Below are 24154 nucleotides of genomic sequence, written 5' to 3' on the forward strand. Positions count from 1 at the left end.
CTCCAGCAGAGGCGCTTGACGAGCTGCTGTCACGAATGAAAACACTTGGTGTTGCGACCACCGCTTGAGCCCGCCCCGGGTTTCCGGCTGACCTGTGGTACCTGCCGCCTGCATTTTTTTCGCAGGCGGGCCACGGGCCTCAGTCGAGGTCCGGCCTTCCCTGCGCCCTCACGCTTTCCCGGGGGCCTCACGATGCATCGCCCGGACGGGCCATCCGCCGCGGGATCGCGAGATCATGCGCGACTCGCTCCGCAGGAGAGGCGACCTGTTGTGCCCACATCGAAGGCAAATCGTCGCAGCCTTGAACGGTCCCGCCAGCATCGAGGACTCCCGAGGGAGCCGTCCGACATCGTTCCCGCTCCCCGGAGCGATCGCGAGTATTGCGGCACCGTTGCTACCCTGCCACGAATGCGCTATGAGTTGGACATGATCAGCCGGTCCTGGTCGCGCTCAAAATGCCAGTACCGCAAACCGATGCATCGCGCTCGGCGCGCGACGTCGGTCGATACGGACGCCGTGACCGCGCCCGCATCGCCAGCTCCGCGCTTCGCGCTCATTCGCATTCCGTAGCCGTGTCCGGGAGCCCGAACGCAGATGGATTGTGAAACCTGTGGTCGCCCCAATCCACCGGGCTCGGACGTATGCAGCGGGTGCGGCGGGGTGTTGCGGCAGCCGTCATCCGATACGACGACGAGTTCGCGCCTGCTCGGCATGCATCGCGCCGAGCGGCGGCAGGTCACGGCGCTGATCTGCGATCTCGTCGGCTCCGTCTCGCTCACCGTCAGGCTCGATCCGGAGGATATGACCAGCGTCATCGACGCCTTCCTGACGACCTGCGAAAACGTCATCGGCCGCCATGGCGGCGCCATCACGCAATATGCCGGCGACGGCGTGCTCGCGTATTTCGGCTATCCGCGTGCCGGGGAAGACGATGCGGCCACCGCGATCCGCGCCGCCATCGCCCTGCGCGACGCCGTTGGCCGGCTCGAGGCGCCGCACGGACAGGCGCTGCGTCTGCGCATCGGCATCGCCACCGGCCTCGTCGTGGTCAGCGACCTGCTACCCCGCGCCGACGGCCGCCCGGTCGACATCGTCGGCGAGACGCCGAATCTCGCGGCGCGGCTGCAATCGATCGCCGCCCCCGACAGCATCGTCGTGGCCCGGACGACCGAGCGCATCGCGCGCGGCATGTTCGACTTCCGCGATCTCGGCACGTTCGCGCTGAAGGGATTCGCCGCACCTGTCGAGGCGTTCGAGGTGTTGGAAGAAGCCGCCGTCGCGAGCCGTTTCCACGCCCGCATTCGCGGCGAAAGCTCCCCTCTGGTCGGCCGCGACCAGGAGCTGGCGCGTCTGTTTGATTGCTGGGCGGCGGCGCGGTTCGGCAGCGGACAAGTGGTGCTGCTCCATGGCGAGCCGGGCATCGGCAAGTCGCGGCTGGTCGAGGAGCTGCGCCGGCGCGTGGCCGACGTCTCCCAACTGCAGATGATCTGGTACTGCAGCCCCACCCGCTGTGACAGCGTGCTGTATCCGATCTCGGAACAGCTCGCGCTCATCGCCGGCTTCGACCGCTCCGACGGCGCTGCGACGCGTCGCGACAAGCTCGATCGCTTCATGAACGAGCACGGCGTCGGCGACGCCACGGCGCGCGCCGTGCTCGCCGATGTCCTGGGCGTCGCTCCCGAGCCGGACAGTCCCCTGCAGACGATGACCGTCGAGAAGCGCTCGGAGGTCACGCGGGAGACGCTGCTCCGGCTGATCGACCTGATGGTGCCGACCGGGCCGGCGCTGCTGGTGCTGGAAGACGCGCATTGGAGCGACACGACCACGCTGGAGCTGCTCGATCGGGCGATCCGGCGCGCCGGACAACGCCGCTGGCTGATCGTGGTCACGGCGCGGCTCGAATATGAGCCCCCCTGGGCCGCGAGCCCGCAGGTCACGCGGCTCCAGCTCGGACGATTGAGTCACGGCGACGCCGAGCGGATCTGCGCCCATGTGGCCGCTTCGGCCGCGCTGCCCGCGACGACGCTGCACCAGATCGTGAGCCGCGGCGAGGGCATCCCGCTGTTCCTGGAAGAGCTCGCGAAGTACGTCATCGAAGCCTCGGCGGCGCCGGCTTGGGACGGTCATGCGAGCGTGGCCATCCCCGCCTCGGTGCAGGATTCCCTTGTGGCGCGGCTCGACCGATTGGGACCGGCGCGACGGATCGCCAATCTCGGCGCCGCCATCGGCCGCCGCTTCAGCTACGATCTGTTGTCGGCCATCGTGGCGGAGCCCGAAGCCAGGCTCGGCGAGAGCCTGGATCAGCTCGTCAAGTCCGGCCTCGTGGAGAGCAGCGGCGCGCCGCCCGACAGCCTCTACACGTTCAAGCACGCGCTGATCCGCGACGCTGCCTACGAGTCCCTGCTCCGGCGCGAACGCCAGACATTGCACGGCCGGATCGCGGCCGTGCTGCGCGATCGCTTTCCCGAGACGCGGGACACCGAGCCGGAGTTGCTGGCCTACCATTTCACCGAGAGTGGCGCGATCGCCGAGGCCATCCCATTATGGGCGGCCGCGGGTCGGCGTGCCGCCTCGCGCGCCGCGCATGTCGAAGCGGCACGACATCTGCAAACGGCGCTCGACCTGCTGCGTCATCAATCCGCCGAGGGCGAGCGCGCCGGACTGGAGCTCGAGCTCCTGATCGGGCTTGCCGTCAGCCTCGCCGCCTCGCGCGGCTACACCGTGCCCGAGGTCGGCAAGGCGCTTTCCGAGGCAAGGGCGATCTGCGACGCGCTCGGCAACACCGCCGGTCTGTTCGCCGTGCTGCGCGGCATCTGCAGTTTCCTGATCATCGCGGGCGATCTCGACGGTGCCGAGGAGATGGCGCATCTGTGCCTGGGGATCGGCGAACAGACCGGCCTCCCCGAGCACCGGATCGAGAGCGGCATTGCCTTGGGCTACATTCTCTTCGCCAGAGGCGACCTCCCCGCCGCGCGCCGGCTCCTGGCCGCCGCGGTGCAGCTCTATCAGGTGTCGAACGGGGCGCGGCTGCCGCAACTGTCCTCGCAGGATCCGCTGGTCGCCGGCCAGGCCTCGCTGCTGCAGGTGCTGCATGCGATGGGAGACGATGCCGGCGCGGCCGCGATCGCCAGCGATCTCATCGCGCATGCGCGCCGGCTCGGACGCCCGTTCGACCTCGCCTGGGCGCTGTCGTGGCTCGCCTTCTATCAGCTCGCACGCGGCGACTATGAGGATGTCCTCCTCGCGACCGAGGAGGCCCTGAGCATCTGCCGCGACCATGGCTATCCGCTCTATCAGCTGGTGGCGGGCAGCCTGGAGGCGCACGCCCGCGGCCATCTCGGCAAGAATCCAGACGAGGCGCTCGCGGCTGCGTGCGAGGCACTGCCGGCGTTCCAGACGCTCGGCATGATGCATTTCTCCTGCTTCTATCTCGGCGAGGTCGCCGGCCTGCAACTGATCGTCGGCAAGACGGCCGAGGCGATGCAGACGATCGACGCGGCGATCGACGCCGCGCGGCGCTATGGCGACGGCTATTTCCTGTCGCCGCTGCATCGGCGGCGCGCCGAGATCCTGGCCGCCCTCCCCGACACCGCACCCGGCCAGGTGACGGCCGCGCTACGCGAGGCCGTCACGGTCGCCGAGGCGCAGGGCGCGTCGGCGTTCCTGCGCCGGGCGGCGGCGCGGCTCGCCGCCATCGACGATGACGCGCCGAGGCGACAATCGGCGTGACGACCTGCTCAGGCCATGGGGCTGGCCCTGGCGACCGTGAAATCGATCTCGGCCCAGATGCGCGTGGTCGCGGTCAGCACGAGCTTGCCATCGACGGGCGTGCCGAGCCCGAGGTCGCGAATGAACGGCAGGCTGTCGAGAGCGCTCATCTCGATCGACCAGTTGCCCGACTGCAATTGCCAGCCGCGCAGCCCCGTCAGGTCGAGCGCGCCGTTCAACAGCGTCTTGTAGCTCGCCGCGGTGAGGCTGTCCGCCGACCGCGCCTGCTTGAGATAGAACACGGGGATCGGCAGGCCCCAGACGCCGCCCAGGAACGACGCCATGCCCGGCCCGCTCGTGAGCTGCTTCATTCGCTCTTGGTCGGCCCCGGCACAGAGCTGCCGGAACGCATCCGCCGGAGAGGCCGCTGCCGTCGGGGTCGATCCCGCCGTGCCTTCGATTCGGATGATGCGCTGCTGGGAGGCATGGGCCTCCGGCCCGTAGCTGGCAATCGCCAGCCCCGAGACGTCGAACGGATCGTTCGATGGTGCGCTGGTCGGCTGGGCGATGGTCGCGTGATATTTGGGAAAGCCCCAGAGCTCCTGCCCCGCAACCACCGACCAGGCATTGTCGACGAACAGATAGGCCGGCACGAAACCGATCGATTTCGGCAGCAAAGCGCCCCGCTCATAGCTGCCCACCAAGAGCCACAGCCCGATATCGGTCTCGGACATCGTCCCCTGCTCCGCGAACGGCGGCGTGGCGGCCTGGCTCTTGCGCACCTGGATGACGTTGACGAAGGCCATGTCCAGCATCACGCGGAACTGGTCGCGGCCGGCGACGCGGTTGAAGGAGCGGTCGAGAAATCGCTGGCAGGCGCCGAGGTCCGCCGGCACGGCGAAGCCGTAGAAGGTCGAGTCGTTGCAGAGGTAGGGAGCCGGCGGAAGCGTGATCCATCCGGCGTAGTTGACGTAGGCGTTGGTGATGTAGGGTTCGGGACTGGTCGAGACGATCGGAATGTAGACGCCCGACAGCGCCGATGCGGCGGCAAGACCGGACATCGCCGCGACCTCCACGCATCCGGCGTTGATCTCGGGCACGCGGGTCCAGTCGCCGGCGAGGAAGAGATTGTCGTAGCCGGACTTGCCGGGCTCCATCCGATGCCGCAGCGTGCCCGGCAGGCTCAGCACATAGCGCTCGCTGGGATTGATGTTGGCGCGCCAGAACTGAAAGTCGAGCCGCGCCGATCCGCTGATATCACTCGGCGCGTGCAGGAGATCCCATCGGAACGTGCTGCCGCTGCCGATGTTGGTCCACAGCGTGTCGAGCCACGAGGTCATCCAGTCGTTGGATGCGCTCTTCACATAATCAGCAGCCAGCTCTTCATTGTTCGGCGCGCTCTCGTCGCTCATGATGGCGCAATAATAGGCGACCGAGCGCGGCCCCGGCGCCGGCCAGTCCTCGGCCGGCAGCAATTGCGACATGTCGGAATAGGTGTCGAGCGGCGGCTTGCAGGTGGTGACGATCGGCCCCATCGTCTCGAGCGACGGCCCAGGCGCCACGTAGGGACCGCCGAGATCTGCGACCGCGCAGTCGAGCCAGAGCTGCAGCGCCATGGTGCGCACGGTTGGGAGATTGTCGACCATGTCGGCCCAGGCCGGCTTCTGCTGCACCAGAGACTGGCATATCTCATTGAGCGCGCCGACCGAGATGCCGAGGACCACCTTGTCGAAATCCTCGCCGAGCTGCAGGCTGAGCCGCGCCGCCGGGGGCGGCTGCGGCGGGTTGGGAGGACCATAGGCGTTCTCGAAATTGTAGCCTTTCAGCGCGTAGTACTCGCCATTCTCGATCTCCTTCCATTTGGGCTCGGACGGCCAGCACCAGTAATCCTTCACCAGGACCAGGGGATCATATTTGCCATCGACGAACTCGACCTGCTTGTCGATGTGGATGGTCGCGATGTTGCTGCCGTCCTCGGTCGGCTCGAGACTCGTGACCTTGTGAAAGAACTTGAAGTTCACGCCGCGCCGCGCCAGCACCTGGTAGATCGGCGTGCAGATCGTATCCCCCATGCCAACGACGGATTTATAGAAGAACGCGCCCTTGTAGGTGAAGAACAGCCGCAGCAGTCCCTGAACGGCCGAGCAGGCCGACACCTGCTGCTGCGACGGCTCGCGGGAGCCGTTGCGAAAGGCGAAGATGTATTCATAGAGAGCGGTCACGATGGCGTTGTTGGCGGCCTCTTCATCCTGCTGCGCGAGAAAACTGCGGAATTCGTACCGGTCGAGAACCTCCAGGCCGTCCGTCAGGCAGTCATTCTCGATGATGCCGAGCAGCATGCAGATGCCGAGATTGGTGAGGATCAACAGCCGCCGCAGGCCTTCCTCGAGGCCGTCGATCGTTTGGTGCTCCTTGACGATGCCGCGGAACGCATGGAGCAGCGCCGCCATGTCGCCCTGGGCATCTCGCCGGATCGCTTCGACGTCACTGTGCAGCTTCTCGCCGACGCGGTGGGCCAGCAGCAGCAGCGGATGGCCCTTGCCATCAGGCGCAACGGCCGCCAGCCGGGCCCGCCGCTCGGCGGGCATGGTGGCGATCACCTTCGCCAGCTCGGCATTCTGGTCGCCCGGCCAGTCGTTGAGGTAGTAGTTCAGGTTGAAGATGATGCTGGCGATGGTCCGCAGCAGCAGGGTCGAGAGCGGCGGCACGATGTTGTCGGCGGGTGCCCACAGGCTGTCCCGGCCAGGATAGACCGATTCATCGACGTCCGGCTGGAACCAGAACGGCCAGGGCAACCATTGGCCATCAATGTCCTCGGCGTAGAAGATCTCGTTCTGCCGCTTGAACGCATCATCGATCGTCCTGATCGGATCGCTCGGCGGCGCATCGAGTGCCTTCAGCGCTGCACGCAGGATGGTGAAGGCATTCTCGTAGAAGCCGGCCCAGATATGCAGCCCGTGCTCCTCGATGCGCTGGCCCTGCTTGGCGTTGCGTCCGCTGGCAGTCTTGCCTCCGAGGCGCCAACCGAGCTGATAGAGAGTGATCTCGTAGCGCTCGCCGCGCGGATCGATCTCGCTCAAGGCGAAGGCCGCGCTCAACGCGCCGATGCCGCCGCCCAATATCGCCACGCGGGTCTTTCTTGCTGCCATGTCGATGATCCTGCCCTGACCTCGGACGTTCGTGCCCGGGCGAGCCGGTACGACGTCGTCCATCGGCGCGCGGGTCCGCGGTCCGCGCGGCCCGTGCGGTTGAATGACATTCGGTACTATGGGTTTACAAAATCGGCGCCGCGCCCAGTTCAATCCGCGCGGCGATGCAATGAGGATGCATCGAATACCTATCACAATCTCCACGCGATCATCAAGCGGCGCAAGGCGCATCGTCGACCTCACGTGAGGCGACGACGGAGGCCATGGCATCCTTCCCGCCGGCGACGTCGCTCCCCTCAACTTTTACGAGAAGATCGGCGGATTGCCACCACTCAAAGACAGCGCCCCGATCACGCCGCCGTCGATCACGCCGGATCGGAATGCACGTCGCCGGGTCCGTCGAGAAACATCGGCAGCCGCACGACGATGCGGGCGCCGCGCGGCGCGTCGGTGATCTCGATGCTGCCGCGATGGGCCTCCACGAGCGTCCGCACCACCGCCAGCCCGAGCCCGGCTCCGCCGGTGCCGCGATTGCGCGACGTGTCCAGGCGCGTGAACGGCTCCAGCATGGCCTTGCGCTGGTCGCGGGGAATCCCAGGCCCCTCGTCATCGACCGTCAGCACGGCGTGCTCCGGCTGGCGTTGCAGCGAGACGTGCGCCGCCTCGCCATATTTGAGCGCGTTGTCGATGATGTTGGCGACGATACGGCGCAGCGCGACGCGATCGCCCAGCATCAGCAGCTCGCGCCCGTCGCCTGCATTGTCGAAGCGCACCCGCGCCCGATGCGCGCGGCGATCCTCAACCTCGGCGCGCACCAGCTCGTCGAAGGCGATAAGCTCTTGCGGCAGCTCGCCGGCACCCGCCCTGCTCGCGAGCAGCGCGTCGTCGAGCAGACGGATCATGTCGGAGATATCGACCACGGCGCGCTGCCGCTCGGCGTCATCTGGAATCTGGTCGGTACGCAGTCGCAGCCGCGTGGCAAAGGTGCGAACGTCGTGAGCAATGCCGCCGACCAGCGCCATGCGCGCCTGCATCAGATCGGCGAGCCGGTCCTGCAGTCGTCCGAACGCCGTGACCACGGCGCGAACCTCTGGCGCATTGCGGCGGACGTCGGGCAGCGGTACCGCCGCCCCGCCGGGGTCGACCCGGTCGACGGCGGCCGCAAGGCGCACCAGCGGCCGCGTCTCACGCTGCATGATCAGGAGCGCGAACAGCGCGACCACCGTTCCGAACAGGCCTGCGCCGAAGCCGATCGGCAGCCCCTGTTGGGTCAGCACCAGCGACGAGCGCGAGTCCACGACGAGAACATCGCCGCCGTTCAGGCCAATGCGAAACTCCAGGGCATTCTGCGGCGCCCGCGCGAGCCGGGGCAACCACCGGCCCTCCGGCTCGGGCACGGAGGTGATGGTCAGCGGGCGCGCACCCAGCGCGCGGGCATAGGCGTCGCGCAATCCGGACCGGACCGGCGCGGGCTCTGTCCGCGGAGGCCGGACCGCCGCGTCGGCCCCGACCAGCCGGACCTCGAAGCGGTCGGAGGACACGGCATCGACGACCCGGCCCCGCTCCGTCCCGGGCGTTCGTTCGATCAGCTCGGCGAGCGCAGCCAGCCGCGTCGGCGGCGGCGTCGCGCCTTCGAGCTCGGCGGTACGGGCGCGGTAGAACCGCGCCAGGGTGACGATCCAGATCGCCAGCAGGCCGATGATGACGATGAGGCCGATACGCATCGCAAGCGTCAGCCGCATCATCACGCCACCGGCCTCACCGTCGCCGTGAACAGGTATCCGCCGTTGCGGACGGTGGTGATCAGGTTCGTTCCCGGGCTTGCGGCATCGAGCTTGCGCCGCAGCCGCGAGATCAGCATGTCGACGGTGCGGTCGAACGGGTCGGCGGCGCGGCCGCGCGTCCAGTCCAGGATCTGGTCGCGGCTCAACACCCGCCGTGGCCGCTGCACGAAGCAGGCGAGCAGGTCGAATTCCGCCGAGGTCAGCTGGATCGGCGCGGCCTGCGCATCCACGATCTCGATGCTGCGGGCATCGACATCGACCACGAACCGGTCGAAACCGAAACGCCGGCTCGCGTCACGCGGTGGGCTCGCCTGGGAGCGCCGCAGCAGCGCGCGAACGCGGGCCAGAAGCTCGCGCGGTCCGAAAGGCTTGACCATGTAATCATCGGCGCCGAGCTCCAGCCCGACCACGCGATCGATCTCGTCGCTCTTGGCCGACAGCATCAGGATGGGAATGTCGTCGCTCTGCCGCAGCCGGCGGCAGATCGAAAGCCCGTCCTCTCCCGGCAGCATCAGGTCGAGAATGATGAGATCAGGCCGCAGCCTTCGCAGCACGGCATCCATCGCCGGCGCCGTGGCGGCGACCTCGATCTCGAACCCTTCCCGGCGCATGAAATCGCTGACGAGCCGGCTGATCTCCGGATCGTCCTCCACCATCAAAAGCGTGGCCGCAGGCATGCTCATCGCCAGGACTGATGCCCAAAACCCGCGGCTTGGCAATGGGCCGGGAGCGACTGTTACAAGCCGTTACGCGGCAGCCAAATACCGGGATGCGGACGAGCCGGACGCCCATGCAGGCGACATTTAATTTTGCAGAGCCACTTGCTGAGCAAAATCAGATTTAATATAAATTAAATCGCGCGGCACTCCAATATCATTTAATGGTTATAAAACAAGATCCTCGTTCTCGCAGGCAACCGGGCGGCTCCGACGTCCGAAGCGCAACTGAAAAGCCTCACAAACATGCTGCACAATCCTAACGCGAGCACGGTTGCCTCCCCCTCTCCACAGGAGCAAGGTTGGGAACGTAGCGGACCCGGACCGTTCGACATGGCGCTGGGATTCCTGCGCCGGCACTATCTGGTGATCGCGATCACCACCGTGCTTTCGCTCGTGGCCAGCTTCGCCCTGCTGAAAATCCTACCGCCCACCTACTCGGCGGACGTCAAGATCATGCTCGGCACCTCGAAAGCCGCAGTCGTGCAGCCGCAACCGCCGGTTCAGGACGAGCCGCCGCTCGACATGGAATCGCAGATCGAGATCCTTAAATCGAAGTCGATCGCGACAGCGGTCATCGACAAGCTCAACCTGGCGGACGATCCCGACTTCAACGGCAAAGCCAGCCCGCTGCATGGTGCGGTTGATGCGGTTCGCCGCCTCGTGAGTTCGGCGCCGCAGCCGAACGGGCCCTCGATGGACGATCTCCTCGACGAATTCCAGCGCAGGATGAACGCCTTCAGAATTGGCACGAGCACGGTCGTCGAGGTCGACTTCAGCGCCAGCGACCCCAGTCGGGCGGCGATGATCGCCAACGCCATCGTCAAGGAGTATTTCGATCAGCAGTTGAAGGCGGAGGCGAACGAGCACCGCACAATCACCGCCTGGCTTCACGACCGCCTGCAGGATCTCGGCAACGACGCGACCGCCGCCGAACGTTCCGTGAACGAGCTGAAAAGCCGGTACAATATCGTCTCGGCCGACGGCAGGTTCATGGACCAGCAGCAGGTCACCGAGCTCACCAACCGTCTGGTGGCGGTGCGCACGCGTACCGCCTCGCTGATGACCCGGCTCAATCGGTTCGACGACATGCTCGCGACGAGCAATGCCGACATGACGATCGACCGCGTAGCCGCGGTCTCCGACTTCTCCCCGGCAGAGCTCAGCGGCAACGTCAATCCGCCCGACGGTCTCTCCTTGAGCAATTCGAACAGCACGCTCATCATCAACAGCTTGCGTCAGCAATATCTCGATAGCGCCAAGCGCGAGTACGAGTATTCCGCCAAATATGGCAAGGATCATATCGCGGTCGTCAATATCCGCGCGACGATGAAGAGCATCCGCCAGGCCATCGTCGACGAGGTGCGGCGCCTTGCCGACGTCGCCAAGCACGATTACGAGGAGTCCAGGCAGCAGCAGCAGGAGATCGAGAAGCAGCTGGCGCAGGCCGTTGTCCGGTCGCAGGATACCAGGGCGGCCGAGCTCAGCCTCCGCGAGCTGGAGACCAGCGCCAAGAGCTATCGTTCCCTCTACGACACCTTCCTTCAGCGCTACATGGGCTCAGTCCAGCAGGGCTCCTTCCCGATTGCGAAGGCGCGGGTGATCTCAACGGCCACACCGCCGAAGAAGAAGATCAAGCCGAAGTCCATCGTGCTGATGGCGATCGGCCTGTTCGGCGGCCTGGCGCTCGGCGGCGGCCTGGGCCTGCTCGCAGAAGTCAAGGACCGCAGCTTTCGGACGACCGACCAGGTCGAGGATCGCCTGCGCCTGCCCTGCCTCTCAGTCGTCCCTCTGCTCAAACGAGGCGAAGTCGACAGGTTCACCAAGAAGGCGACGGTCAACGCCGTTGCCAAGGCCGACCCCGACAAGGCCGAACCCGATAGCAGCCGGCGCATGGTCTCGAGAGGCCCCGGGACCTGTTGGGCCGCATCCGCCATGCCCACCTCGCGCTTCGCCGAATCCATCCGCTCGTTGAAAGTCGCCATCGACCAGGATCCGAGCCGGACGTCGCGGAAGGTCTTCGGACTGACGTCCGCCCTGCCCAACGAAGGCAAGTCGATCATCGCCGCGTCGCTGGCTCAGCTCATCGCAAATTCAGGCAAGCGGGTGATCGTGGTCGATTGCGACCTCAGGAATCCGTCGCTTTCCGCCATGTTGGCCCCCGATGCCGGCACCGGGATCGCCGACATCGTCCTCGGAGGATGCCAGCTCGCAGACGCAGTCTGGACCGACCCGGTGACGCGCCTGGATTTTCTGCCGGGAACGGGCGCCGCACATCGCGACACCAGCGATATCCTCGGCAACGAGCAGATGCGCAAGCTGTTCGAGCAGCTGCGGGCAGCCTATGACTACGTCATCGTCGATCTTCCGCCGCTCGCGCCCGTTGTCGACGCGCGCGCCATCTCCGCGCTGCTCGACAGCTTCGTCCTCGTCGTGGAATGGGGACGCACGCCGGCCGAGGTGGTCGAGCACGCGCTGAACACGGCTCCCAACGTCTACGATGCCCTGTTCGGCGTCGTGCTCAACAAGACGAACATGAAGGCGCTGAAGCGCTACGCCAATCACTTCGGCGACTACTACAACCACAAATATTACGCTCGTTACGGGAGCGTGATGGCCGAGTAGGTCTGTCAGCGCGCGCCATCGAATGAGCCGCTGACAGAGAAGAGATCGGCCGTCAGCGCTGGTGCTCGGGGCGAATGGAGGGATGGGCGATGCCGGCACGCTCCAGAGCGCTGCGGACATAGACGCCTGAGAGATAGCCCACCTGGACTGCAATCAGACCGGCGCCGGCATACAGCGCGGCCGACAGCCCGCTGACGATCGAAGCCGCGATAGACTCCATGAAGACGATCGCGGCGAGCGCCAGCAGCGTGCGAACCGTGAACATCGTCCCGGCAACGACCCCGGCTGCAAAATGAAGCGTTATCACCCACATCAGTTCATGCCTCCTCGGGCGTCTCGAGAGGCTAGCGGCCAATGGTTAGCGATGAGCTAAGCCGCCCGGGAGGATTCGAGCAAGCGCACTGGAGCAACACTTCCAGGCGAAAGACGCCGCTACGGCCCGCTGAGCGGGTGCAGCACTGTCTGGCGGTTCTGCCAGCGTGCCCGGTAGAGCCAAAGCACCGCGGTCACCAGGACCACATCGAACAGGCCCATCATTGTCTGGCCGTAGACCTGCGGGTGAACGCCCCCCAGGAGGAGCGCGAGTTTGACCGCTTGCCGCACCACCTCCGACCCCAGGAACGCGATCAGCGAGTTCTGGCCGACGTTGAGGATGAGCGCGACCGCCGGCGATCGCCGGGTGCGCGCGAACACCGCCCACAACAGCGCCAACAGCAGCGGCAATGTCCAAAGCAGGTTGAGGAGCTTGTCGAACCGATAGGGGTATTTTTCGCCGTTGCTAGGAAAGCCGAATCCGTAGTCGAGCAGCAGCCCGAAGATGAAGATCCCCGCCAGCGCCGTGTAGAACGCGGGTCCGATCAAGCGGTTGGACCGATGGAGATCTCCGAGCCAGATGCCAATCATGAAGAACATCTGCGCCTGGAGCGAGAACAGCAACAGAATGACGGCAGGATTCTCGAACTCGGTTGCCGTGGTCGTATTGCTGAACCAGGTGCAGGCCACGAAGATCGCAGCCGACAACGCGAGCACCAGGAGCCTGCGGCGCTTGAACACCAGCAGGATCAACGGAAGCAGCAGGAACATCAACCCGTAGAATTTGAGGATCGTGATGCAGGTCGGCTCGGACTGGAACGTCAGAACGTCGAAAATCGCCTGCCCCACCGGCTCTCGCTTCTTCCCCAGGACAGCCATGCCAATCGCGACCGGCACCGAGATGACGAAATAGGCGGCGAGTACCTTCAACCCGCGGACAACGAGCTCTCCGTGTCTCTCCTTGTGCAGATAGACGTACCCGACCATGAACCCCGAGATCACGACGAACAGTTCGGCGAAGGGGTTGAATTTCGTGAACAGATCGACGGAGTCCGGAAAGACGTTGGCTGTGTGATGATAGAATACGAACAGCATCGCGCAGCTTCGATAGAAGTCGATCAGAAGCTCGCGTCCTTTTGGACCTGCAGCGCTCAACGCTCAATCTCCGAACACGAGTCACTCCATGGGCGGCAATCAGCCGAGGGGCGCCGGTCGGACTCACGGCTCAGGCAATCCTTCGCAACGCCGGCGAGCGCCGCGGCGGCGATCATCGAACCACCGACTGCGGGAACCGTGATGCGATCGGTGACGAGCCTCCCCCTGTCATTGCCGGTCCAGTCCGCCGAAGCGGAAGATGCGGGCCATCAGCGGCGAAACGCCCACGAACGTCGCTATGCAGCCATGGGCTTCCAGTTGCTTCCTCAGCATCAGCAGCAATCCGAGGAAGCGCGCATCGATGGCGCAGACGTTCGAGAAATCGAGCGTGACCGGCTTGCGGGACGCAGCAGCGGCACGGAAAACCGGGATGGCCCTGTCCACGTGGCGCGCATCGGCGGGCCCCGACAGGCTGAGCGTGACCGCTCGCACTCCATAGTCCTGCGTGATGGTCAGCGCCTCACCCCGCTCATGCGTGCGCCGCATCCACCAGGTCCAGACCACGAACGGCAGCACGTGGGTGAGCATGAGGCCGAGCATCGCCGTCCCATCGTTCCAGTAGCGACGCCAGAGATAGGGTTCCTCCTTGATGCGCCACAGCCACTCGAAGCCTGATCGACGCAGGATTGCGGGTGCACGCTTCACCGTCCCGGCCTGGAAGTTGAGCGCGGCACCGAGGTGGGCGCGGACCGGAATCTCGAGACGCTCATGATTGCGCTGCAACCATGATTGTCCCTTCACGCTGCTCAGAGAGGCAACCAGGAAGTCGGCCCCACTGGCGTTGATCTCGTCGATGATGTGATCCCGGCTCAACTCCTCGGCCGACAAGTAGCCGGGGTTCGACCAGCCGACGCAGTGCAATCCCGCCGACTGGCCGTTCAGCGTCCGGGCGGCCCGTTCGGCGGCTCCCTCCGGGCCGCCGAAAAGAAAGAGCTTCAGCGCGTTCGCTGCTCCGGCCTCCGACTTCAGCGCGTCGAAGATGTCCGCGCCGGCCGTCCGGCTCTTGATCGGAATCCCAAGCAGCCGGGCGATCCAGACCACCGGCATGCCGTCGACCGTACAGAGATCGCTCAGGATCAGCGACTCCCTGAAGCTCCTGTTCGACTGGCTGGCGACCAGGAAGTTGAGATTGGGAGTCGAGATGAGAAGCCGCGTTCTGCGTCGGGCAGCATCGCGGATGCGGCGCAGCACGCCGCGCATGCCGATGGCATCGACCGGTATCCCGAGGACGCAATAGACGTCGCGCGCGAGGTCGTCGGGAACTGCGGGGTCGGACATGGCTGCAGCATCGGCCTCCGGCCGACCGCGACCCGTCCCGGAGCGCCCCACGCGATAGAGGGCGGATCCCGGCTCCTGCAATTCATGCGTGGTCAGCATCAGCCGCTCTCCCTCAATCTGCCCCGCCGCACGAAGATGCCGGGTTGCGGACCCCGGCCGCACCTCCCTGACGGAGGCGGGTGACCAAAATATCACTATTTAATTTTAAATCACACGACGCATTTAATACGATTTATTTGTGAATGCCAGAGCAGATTTGCGGCGCAGTCGCAGCAATGTCTCCCAGGCACACAACGAGGCGCTTTTATTTAATTGCATCTCTGGATAATATCGCTCGACAATATTCCTGGCGGCTGCCGGCCCGGCCGCCCCGTTCGAATGTCTGAGCCAGATTGTGATGCCGAGAATTTCAGCGACGACGTCGATGTCGGCCGGGCCGCGGGCCTCTGCGGGGACGTTCGACGTCTGCGCGCTGATACCGGTGCTGGCCTTCGCCTACTCGTCCCTCATTCAGCCGCTGATCTATTTCAGCTTCCCACCGTCGGCCGGGCTCCAGGGCCTGCTCGAGAGCCGGATTGAGAACCGGGTCTTCTGGCCGGTCCTCGCAGCCGTCGCCATCGTCGTTGCGATACAACGCCTGGCCCGCGGCGACCGGCTTGCTCTTCCGCCCAACATCATCGCTCTCTGCGCTTACTTCGGATTGGCAGGCGCCAGCATCGGATGGGCATTCAAACCCGAGTTCGCCTTCGTCCGCTTCGTCCAGGAAGCGATGGTTCTGACGGCCGTCGTGCTGCCCGCCTTGTTGTCGAACCCGAACGCCAACATCATGCGCGGGGTGTTCCTCTGCTTCGCGGTCGGCGTGATCCTCAACATACTGTTGCTACCCGGCGGCTATGCGACCTACGCGCTATACGGCAACACGCTGGTCGACATCGGCTACCAGGGCTATTTCTCAGGAAAGAACCTGCTGGGCGAGTTTGCCGCCATTGCGTTCCTGCTCTCGGTTCACGAGTTGCTCTATCCCGGAACGCGCCGCGCGCTCGGGATCGTCGTTGCCGTCGCTGCCATCGCCCTGATCTTCTTCTCGAGCTCGAAGACCGCGCTCGGTCTCGCTCTGGTCGCTCCCGTCCTGGCCATCCTGACGCTCGCGATCGCGAGAACGCTGCGGCTTGCGCCGATTCTGATTCTCACCGCGATGATCCTTGGCTACTTCATGTTCGGCGAGCTCGCGGGCTTCACGACCGGCCGCATCGCCTATCTGCTGACGGGCGATTCCAGCTTCACCGGCCGGACGACCATATGGGCCTTTTCGGAGATGGAGATCGCGAAGAGGCCGCTCCTGGGATGGGGCTATCAGAGCTTCTGGCTGGTCGGGGCAGACGCACCGAGCATCACCGAGGCACCTGGCTGGGTGAAGGCCATGCCGAACTCCCACAACGGCTATTATGATGCGATGCTCGAGCTGGGCTATGTGGGTCTTGCCTTTCTCCTCGTCTTTCTGGCGGCCACCGTTCACGTCATCGGCCGCGTGGCGCGCTACGACTACAAGCGAGCGTGGATCCTGCTGTCCGTCGCCTTGTTCGTAATGTTGTATGATTTTCTCGAGACCTTGTGGCTGCGCGCTTTCGACGTGTCCTGGGTCGTGTTCGTGCTCGTCACGGTCGAGGCCGCGCGATACTGGCGGAGGTCGCAACAGAGCATGCCCGCCTCTCCTCAGCCGGTGAGCAGGCTACCGGCTCGTTGGAGCCGCACACGACCGGCATGGCGGCCGCGACTCGGTGTCCGCACCTGACGGAAACCCGTTGGAGCCTCACGCCAGCTCTATTGCGTTGTTCCCGGCGTCGCCGCGAACGGCGTGCCCGCATCGAATCTCGCTTTGGCCGGCAACGTATGCAGCTTCGTATCGCCGGTCGGATCCACCCAGGGCCACGGATGATTGCCGAAAAAGCCCGGCTTGGCGCTCAGATACAGCGACGCCGGGAGCGGCTGCGCCGCGAGGCCGTCGGTCCAGACCACCTTGCTGGTGAGATAGTCGAAATTGCCACCGCGGATCACCGTGGCCAGCGTCTTCGGGTCTGGCGCCATGGTCCATCGCTCCGGATCGTAACCAAGCATCCAGACGTTGCCGACACCGCCCTGCCCCCAAACCGCCGTGCCGACCTGCATCGAAGGATCGTCGTAGGTCCAACCGCTCATGCGTCCCGGCCGACCCAGCACGTTGCCGGCGAACGAATCCCACCACGAGCCATATGCGAGACCCACGGCTCGAATGCCTGAACGATCGACGAAGCGCTGGCGTTGCCCCGTGAGATGGTTGCGGAAAAAGGTCAGATAGATCGCGTTGCCATGGGTGTAGTCACTGTCGGCATTGTGGGACAGATTGCCTTCGAACAGGACGTGATGGGCGCCGGCCATGTGCGATGCGTTGATGCCGACCTCGACCCAGCCGGGGTTGTCGAAATCGAACGAGTCGTCGACATAATTATAGCCGACGACGCTGCCGGCGCCGGACGACCGGAACACCATGTTCTTGCAGACGTCGACGAGGATGTTGTTCTCGATCAGGACCTCCGAGGAGCCCGCCGCCAGGCTGATCGCGTATCCGGCGCCGCCCGGCTGCGGCCACGAGCCGGTATGAATGTAGGAATCGCGGAGCTCGACCCGGAACGAATTATTGATCGCCACGCCCTCGCCGAGCCACTGCGTCACCTCGACGGATCTGGCCCAGGAGTAAGCGGCGGCTTCGAACCGCAACGCGCCGTCCGCTCCACCGACGATGCTCATATCTTCGACGCCCACATTGGCAACGTGGATGTCGCGATGATTGGCGGCGTGGCGACCGCTGTTCGGGTCGGTGCTGTAGGGCGTGAGCTGCGCCTGGTGATCCCTGCGATAGCTGATCGTGAGCGGCGAGGTGAATGTCACCGTGCTCCCGGTCACCGAGGCGATCTCCTTGATCTCGGCGGTCGCCCGGTCGGCGCGGGCGAACCACGACATCGGCTTCGGCAGCACACCGGGGGTCTGGTCAAAGGGACCTCCGGCATTCGCCCCGCCATTGTCATCGCCCGGCTGAACCGGATCGTGCATGTTCCAGGCGACGCGATCGCCTTGCCAGACCTTCGCTCCCGCCGGAAAACCGGCAGGCGTCGCCTGCCACGATGCGCCTGAGACCTCGTCGAGCAGGACGAAATCGCCCGGCTTCAAGTTCGCGGCGCTGGCGAGGGTGACGGTCGACGTTCCCTGATCGCCGTCGGCCAGCAGGTTCTGCGACGCGCTGCTGTCGGGGCCATTGTTCCAGCGCGAAGGTCCGACGATGATGACAGGCTTGGGATCATAACTGTACGAGCTCGGGTCGACCGGCGTGAGGATTCCCTTCGTGCCGGCAATCACGGCCGACGTTCGTGCGCGTGCGCCGTTGGTTTTCGCCAGCCTGGTCGCACCTGCGCCCACGCCGCGCAGCGTGACCGGGCGACTGATCAAGAGCGGCTCGTTGACGATGAACGTCCCGGGGTTGAGCATCACGACCTGGCCGGCGGGCGCAGCGTTCAAGGCGGCCTGGATCGCGCCGCTGTCGTCTCTCCCGCTCGGAGACAGCGTGCGATAGATGATGGTGCGGCTCGGAATACCGCCGGCTGACATCAACCCCGGATTCCAGGCGGCCAGGCGCTCCGCCGGCAGGAGACTGCCGGCCAATGCCGGCCGGGTGGACGCGGCCGGCTCGGCGGCCTCGGCAGCTCCGCTGAGGATCAGCAGGGCAAGCGCTGCCGTGCAAAGCGCCCGGATGCCCACGGCATCGATCCGGCGCGGCCCCCGTGCAGACGACCGGGACGGAGCCTGAGTGCAACCGGGGATCACGAGGCGGACGCTATCCATAGGACCTTCTCGCAGGACCGACCACACATTGAAATGGCGCGCCGATCTAAAAACACCATGACTTTGACACGCGACATGACATAATATTAAATCACGATTTAATTTATTGAAAGGCGACCGGTGACTCCCCTGCTCGCAGCAGGTTTGCATCGGTCCTTCCGTCTTCCGCAAGGGATTTGATACGTGACGCCATCGCGCCGCTACCTGCTCGTCTCGCCCTGCCGGGATGAGGGCCAATACCTCCGCCGGACTCTCGACAGCGTCGCTGCGCAATCGGTGCCGCCGTCGCTATGGATCGTGGTGGACGACGGATCGACCGACGACACCCCCGCCATTCTCGAGGAGTACGCCCAGCGCCTGCCCTATCTGCGCGTGATCCGCCGCGCCGATCGCGGCGGACGCAAGGTCGGTCCTGGCGTGATCGAGGCGTTCTATTCCGGCCTGGATAGCGTGCGGCTGGAGGATTTCGACTATCTCTGCAAGCTCGACATGGACCTCGATCTGCCCGGGCGCTACTTCGAACTGCTGATGGAGCGAATGGAGAGCGATCCGCGGGTCGGGACCACCTCGGGCAAGCCGTGGTTCGTCCACCCGCAGACCGGCGCCCTGGAGCCGGAGGTCTGCGGCGACGAGATGTCGGTCGGGATGACCAAGTTCTACCGCGTCGCCTGCTTCCAGGAGATCGGCGGCTTCGTGCGCCAGGTCATGTGGGACGGTATCGACTGCCACCGCTGCCGCATGCTCGGCTGGATCGCCGAGAGCATCGACACCGAAGCACTGCGCTTCATCCATCTGCGGCCGCAGGGCGCCAGTCACAAGGGCATCTGGACTGGACGCCTGCGGAAGGGCTTCGGCCAGTACTTCATGGGAACGTCGCCGCTGTACCAGTTCGCGGTGGCGGTCTATCACCTGCCGGCCTATCCCGCCTTGATCGGCAGCACAGCGATGCTGTGGGGCTATTTCCGGAGCTGGCTGGCAGGCCTGCCGCGCTACGACGATCTCGAGTTCCGGCGCTTCCTCCGCGCCTATCAGCACGCCTGCCTGCGCCTGGGCAAGCGCGCCGCGACGGCCCGGATCGATGCGGAGCGGGCTCAGCTCTGGCGGGCCAGCCACGCCGCAGCCGATACGCGATGACGCTCGGCGGACAGATCGCCGCGGTACTGACGCGAGAATTGCGAAGCTAGGTGTTTCTCCGACTCCATTTGGACAGCATGGCCAACATTCTCGAGTTCAGCCGCCTTCGTGATGCTTCCGCCGTGCCGCCGATGCCGTCTGTCGACGGCGGTGCGGCCGCGCCGACAGCGTCACGCGGGAAGAACGCGCATGGCAGCGCATCCCTGCTCATTCCATCACTCGACGGCATCCGCGCGCTGTCGGTGCTGATCGTGGTCCTGGGCCATTCCGGACTTCAGGCCATGGTCCCCGGCGGCTTCGGCGTCACCATCTTCTTCTTCCTGAGCGGCTTCCTGATCTCCACGCTGATGCTGGCCGAGCATGAGCGCACCGGCGCGCTCGACGTTCCCAGCTTCTATGCGCGGCGCGTGTTCCGGCTGATGCCGCCTTTGCTGCTGTCCTTGGCGATCGCCTACGGTCTCACCGCCGCGGGCCTGCTGGACGGCGGAATGACCGCCAAGGGGCTGGCGGCCCAGGTCCTGTATTTCGCCAACTACTACGGCCTGTTCTTCGATCCAGGCAATACGGTTCCCGACGGCACCGGCATTCTGTGGTCCCTGGCGGTCGAGGAGCACTTCTACATCGTCTATCCCTTGCTGATGACCCTGCTGCTCGGATCGGCGCTGCGGCCGCGCACCATCGGCGCGCTGCTCGGGCTCGTCTGTCTCGGCGTCCTCGCTTGGCGCATCCATCTGGTGCACGCCCCGGAATTCTTCTCCGACCGCACCTATTACGCCTCGGACACCCGCATCGACTCGATCGCCTATGGCTGCATCCTGGCGCTGGTCATGACCCCGGTACGGCAGCGCTCTTCCTCCGGACGGATGTCGGCGGCTCAATGGGCGCTGCTCGCCGGCGCCGCGGGGGCGCTGCTGGTCTCCCTGGTCTACCGTGATCCGGTGTTCCGGGAGACCGCCCGCTACAGCCTTCAGGGACTGGCGCTGATGCCGCTGTTCTACTTCGCGGTCCGCTTCGCCGACGCGCCGCTGTTTCGTCATCTCAATCACGCCTGGGTGATGACGCTCGGCACCTATTCCTACGCGATCTATCTGATCCACAACGTCGTGATCCGAACGATCGACAAGAACTTGCCCGCGATCGCCGCCAAACCCTACATCCTGTTTCCGCTCGCGCTCCTGATCTCAGTCCTCTATGCGGCGGCCATCGAGCGCTTCATCGAGCCGTATTTCAGGCAGCTCCGGCACAAGTTCAGGCCGGTGCCTGCTGCAGGCCAAGCGCAGGATACATCTGGCGCAGACTGGCCGCTTGGCGACCGTCTCGTCGAGAGTCCGACGACACGCGCATCCTGAGCGCATCGGCCCTCGTCAACGCTCACCGGCTGCTGCAGCCGGCACCAAGAGCACGGGCACGGGCGCCCTCATGAACCGGTCAGTGCACCCGCCCGAACGAATGCGGCAAATTGTGCAGTTTAATTAATTAATCGCGTATTTAATACTCGGCCGAGCCAATCAATAATTTCGGGGACGGGTGGATGCGGATCGCGAGCGCAGTTGCACGACGAATTCGACGAAATACGCTCGGTCCCCTGCCGGACGATCCGGCGCTGAGACCGTTGAGGTCACCGCTCCAGATCAATCTGTCGGGCAAGGTCGCGCTGGTCACGGGAGCGGCCGGAGAACTCGGCCGTCCGATCGCCCGGACGCTGGCGGCCTGTGGTGCCAAGGTCGCCATCCACTATCTGACGGCACGCGCTGCTGCCGAACGACTCTGCGATGAGCTGAACGAGCTTCAGCCGCAGCACGCGTGTACGATGTCGGGTGACGTTGCCGTGCTTGAAGATGTCCAGGCGATGCGCCGCATCGCCGAGAGCACGCTCGGCCCCGTCGACATCGTCGTGAACAATGCAGTGACATGGTTCGACGAACGTCCCGTCGTCGAGCAGACACCCGACCAGTTCGACAAGGTGTTTCGCTCCTCGGTCCTGCAGGCCTGGGCCACCGCGCGGGTGTTTTCCGGCCCAATGATCGAGCGAAAATGGGGACGCCTGATCTCTCTCGGCACGGAGATGACGAGCCTGGCTCTGCCCAACCGAGCGCCCTACACGGCAGCCAAATGCGCCACGGACGGCATGCTGCGGTCCCTGGCGCGGGAGCTCGGACCGCATGGCATCACGGTCAATCAGGTCGCCCCGGGCTGGGTCATCTCCGACAAGGACCGTCGTGACCGTGACGAGGTGCAGCCGCTCTACGAGCGGTCCGTGCCGCTCGGACGGCGCGGCTACGATCAGGACGTCGCCAACATGATCGCGTTTCTGGCCTCGGACCTCGCAGGCTTCGTGACCGGCGTTCGCGTGCCGGTGTGCGGCGGAAGCGTCATGCCGGAGGCCTGAGCACGCGCACCTCGATGGCGCCGGCTCTTCTGATGTCGGACGTCAGCGGAAGACGCGGTGACGGTGGCACCAACGCACGAACACATAGATCGACCATACGCGCGACCAATAGATCCCCGGCGCGCCATCGAGGAAGGCGCGCCAGAGGCGCTCCACGGCCGTGGGGTCCAGCCCCACCGGCGCAACGGCCTGCGGATCCCGCAGGGTTCGGTCCATTGCATCCTGCAGGCCGCGCCGGATCCAGCGATCGAGCGGCAGCACGAACCCGCTCTTCGGCCGGTCGAACAGCGACGGATCGAGGCCACGCAGGCCGATCCGCCTGAGCATCGCCTTGCTTCGCAGCGGCTGATAGCGCGTCGCGTCGGGCAGCCGGTCGACGCTTTCGAACAGCACCTGATCGACCAGCGGCACCCGCTGCTCCAGCGAGGCCGCCATGCTCGCCACGTCATTGTCGCGCAGCAGGCGCTCGCCCAGAAACAGGCGCTGCTCCATGACGCTGATCGCCGACAGCGGGGCGCGTGCGCGGGTCTCCGCGGTGATCTTCGCTCTCATCGCGGCCGGCAGCCCATCGTTCAGCGTATCGACGAGGTCCGGCGCGAGCAGCTCGCGCTGAAAACCGGGCAGGAACAGCGCATAGGCCATCTGGTAGAGCGCCAGAAGATCATCGCCGCGTCGAACCATCTCCGGGAGCTTGGCCCAGCGCGTCTGCGGCGCGACCGTCCCGCCCGAGGGTGACAGCATATTGGCAGCCAGCTTCGCCGCAGCAACCTTCAGGCCGGCCGGCACCCAGGCCGTACGCTTCGACCATTGCTGCAGGACCGGCAGGTCGCGAAACGACGTGTAGCCGCCGAACAACTCGTCACCGCCGGTACCCGACAGCGCCACCGTGAAGCCTGCGCCGCGGATGGCATGCGACATGTAGTAGGAGTTCAGGCCGTCGAAGGTCGGCTGGTCCAGGCTGTCGAGCGCCGCTTCGAGGTTGTCGACGAAATGCTGCTCGGTCAGCACCACCTCGTGATGCTCGGTCCCGATCGCGGCGGCGATCTGCCGCGCGATCGGCCCCTCGTTCAGCTCCTGCTCCTCGAACGCCAGCGTGAAGGTGTGGATCGGACTCGTGGCCGCGCGCTGCGCCAGATTGGCCATGACCGAGGAATCGACGCCGCCCGAGAGAAACACCGCAAGCGGCACGTCGCTGGCGAGATGCAGCCTCAGCCCCTCCTCCAGGATCGCGGCAAGCTGATCCTCATCCATCGTCGGGTCCGGGGCGCGCTCGGGGATCAACCAGAAATCCTCGTCGCGGATGGTGTTGCCGACACCGTCGAACGCGGTGAGATGGCCGGGAGACAGCAGCTCGACGCCCTTGACCGCCGTGCCGGGGCCGACCACGAAGCCGTTCCAGACGCCGCTGGCGACGGCCTGCGGATCGAGCTGGGGCCTGCCCAGAAGACCGGACGCCAGGAGAGCGCGCAGCTCGGATGCGAAGGCCACCGACCAGCCCGCATCGGGCTTCGACGCGCGGGCGACGTACAGCGGCTTGATGCCGAGGGGATCGCGCGCCAGCAGCAGCCGGCGCTCCTTCGGGTCCCAGCAGGCGAACGCAAACATGCCGCGCAACCAGGCCACCGCCTTTGGCCCATGCAGGCCGAGCGCGCGCAGCATCACCGCGGTATCGCCCGTCGAACTGAACTGCTGGCCGTCGTTGACCAGACGCTGCCGCAGATCGGCAAAATTATAGATCTCGCCGTTGAAGACGATGACGTGCCCGGTGACCGGATCGATCATGGGCTGCACACCGGCGGGCGACAGATCGAGGATTGCGAGCCGGCGGTGCGCCAGCAGCGCGCCCCAGCCACGCTCGTCCGCGGCCGAGGCCCAAATTCCCCCGGCATCCGGACCGCGATGGAGCATGGCGTCGTTCATCCGCTGCAGCGCTGCGCGGTTGTCGTCGTCCACCCGTCCGATGATCCCAGCGATGCCACACATCAGAACAATCCGCTTGAGACGCGCGACGTCAAAATGGCGGACGCGGCC

General features: G+C 65.6%; 14 protein-coding genes. 6 read left to right on the forward strand and 8 right to left on the reverse strand.

Features of this window, described 5'->3' with window-relative positions; translation table 11 throughout:
* The first annotated feature begins 660 nt into the window (after positions 1–660).
* Positions 661–3729 carry an ATP-binding protein gene (locus QW881_RS31605; protein ID WP_315758279.1) on the forward strand — a complete coding sequence of 1023 codons (3069 nt, stop codon included), beginning with the start codon at positions 661–663 and terminating at the stop codon, positions 3727–3729.
* Positions 3730–3737: 8 nt separating this feature from the next.
* Here QW881_RS31605 and QW881_RS31610 read toward each other — a convergent pair whose 3' ends face one another.
* The 3 genes from QW881_RS31610 to QW881_RS31620 all read right to left on the reverse strand — a co-directional run bounded on the left by QW881_RS31610 (position 3738) and on the right by QW881_RS31620 (position 9324).
* Positions 3738–6857, reverse strand: coding sequence for an NAD(P)-binding protein (locus QW881_RS31610; RefSeq protein WP_315758280.1), 3120 nt, complete (start codon positions 6855–6857; stop codon positions 3738–3740).
* A 365-nt stretch (positions 6858–7222) separates the two neighbouring features.
* Complete coding sequence (locus QW881_RS31615; RefSeq protein WP_315758281.1) at positions 7223–8602, reverse strand: ATP-binding protein; 1380 nt, start codon at positions 8600–8602, stop codon at positions 7223–7225.
* Positions 8602–9324, reverse strand: a complete 723-nt coding sequence (locus QW881_RS31620; protein ID WP_315758282.1) for a response regulator transcription factor — start codon at positions 9322–9324, stop codon at positions 8602–8604. The genes QW881_RS31615 and QW881_RS31620 overlap by 1 nt, the downstream gene beginning before the upstream one ends.
* 279 nt (positions 9325–9603) lie before the next feature.
* Here QW881_RS31620 and QW881_RS31625 point away from each other — a divergent pair, with 279 nt between their 5' ends.
* Positions 9604–11982 carry a polysaccharide biosynthesis tyrosine autokinase gene (locus QW881_RS31625; RefSeq protein ID WP_409999029.1) on the forward strand — a complete coding sequence of 793 codons (2379 nt, stop codon included), beginning with the start codon at positions 9604–9606 and terminating at the stop codon, positions 11980–11982.
* A gap of 52 nt (positions 11983–12034) precedes the next feature.
* Here the strand turns inward: QW881_RS31625 and QW881_RS31630 are convergent, their stop codons facing one another.
* The 3 genes from QW881_RS31630 to QW881_RS31640 all read right to left on the reverse strand — a co-directional run bounded on the left by QW881_RS31630 (position 12035) and on the right by QW881_RS31640 (position 14826).
* Complete coding sequence (locus tag QW881_RS31630) at positions 12035–12295, reverse strand: hypothetical protein (protein WP_315739498.1); 261 nt, start codon at positions 12293–12295, stop codon at positions 12035–12037.
* A gap of 119 nt (positions 12296–12414) precedes the next feature.
* Positions 12415–13449: an OpgC domain-containing protein gene (opgC, locus tag QW881_RS31635; RefSeq protein ID WP_315758284.1), complete on the reverse strand. Its 1035-nt coding sequence runs from the start codon at positions 13447–13449 to the stop codon at positions 12415–12417.
* 168 nt (positions 13450–13617) lie between these two features.
* On the reverse strand, positions 13618–14826 hold the full coding sequence (locus QW881_RS31640) for a WecB/TagA/CpsF family glycosyltransferase (RefSeq protein WP_315758285.1): 1209 nt from the start codon (positions 14824–14826) through the stop codon (positions 13618–13620).
* A 298-nt stretch (positions 14827–15124) separates the two neighbouring features.
* Here QW881_RS31640 and QW881_RS31645 point away from each other — a divergent pair, with 298 nt between their 5' ends.
* Positions 15125–16519 carry an O-antigen ligase family protein gene (locus QW881_RS31645; RefSeq protein ID WP_316159234.1) on the forward strand — a complete coding sequence of 465 codons (1395 nt, stop codon included), beginning with the start codon at positions 15125–15127 and terminating at the stop codon, positions 16517–16519.
* Between the two features lie 29 nt (positions 16520–16548).
* On the opposite strand, the gene QW881_RS31650 is transcribed toward QW881_RS31645, so the two are convergent.
* Entirely contained in the window at positions 16549–18516 is a 1968-nt protein-coding gene (locus QW881_RS31650; RefSeq protein ID WP_315758287.1) for a glycosyl hydrolase family 28-related protein, read from the reverse strand.
* 267 nt (positions 18517–18783) lie between these two features.
* Here QW881_RS31650 and QW881_RS31655 point away from each other — a divergent pair, with 267 nt between their 5' ends.
* From QW881_RS31655 to QW881_RS31665, 3 genes are all read left to right on the forward strand, one after another.
* Entirely contained in the window at positions 18784–19734 is a 951-nt protein-coding gene (locus tag QW881_RS31655) for a glycosyltransferase (protein ID WP_315758288.1), read from the forward strand.
* A gap of 77 nt (positions 19735–19811) precedes the next feature.
* Complete coding sequence (locus QW881_RS31660) at positions 19812–21083, forward strand: acyltransferase (protein WP_315758289.1); 1272 nt, start codon at positions 19812–19814, stop codon at positions 21081–21083.
* A 263-nt stretch (positions 21084–21346) separates the two neighbouring features.
* Positions 21347–22123: an SDR family NAD(P)-dependent oxidoreductase gene (locus tag QW881_RS31665; protein ID WP_315758290.1), complete on the forward strand. Its 777-nt coding sequence runs from the start codon at positions 21347–21349 to the stop codon at positions 22121–22123.
* A 42-nt stretch (positions 22124–22165) separates the two neighbouring features.
* On the opposite strand, the gene asnB is transcribed toward QW881_RS31665, so the two are convergent.
* Positions 22166–24106, reverse strand: coding sequence for an asparagine synthase (glutamine-hydrolyzing) (asnB, locus tag QW881_RS31670; RefSeq protein WP_315758291.1), 1941 nt, complete (start codon positions 24104–24106; stop codon positions 22166–22168).
* Between the last annotated feature and the right edge of the window lie 48 nt (positions 24107–24154).

Source organism: Bradyrhizobium sp. SZCCHNS3016, assembly GCF_032484535.1.
Classification (GTDB): Bacteria; Pseudomonadota; Alphaproteobacteria; order Rhizobiales; family Xanthobacteraceae; genus Bradyrhizobium.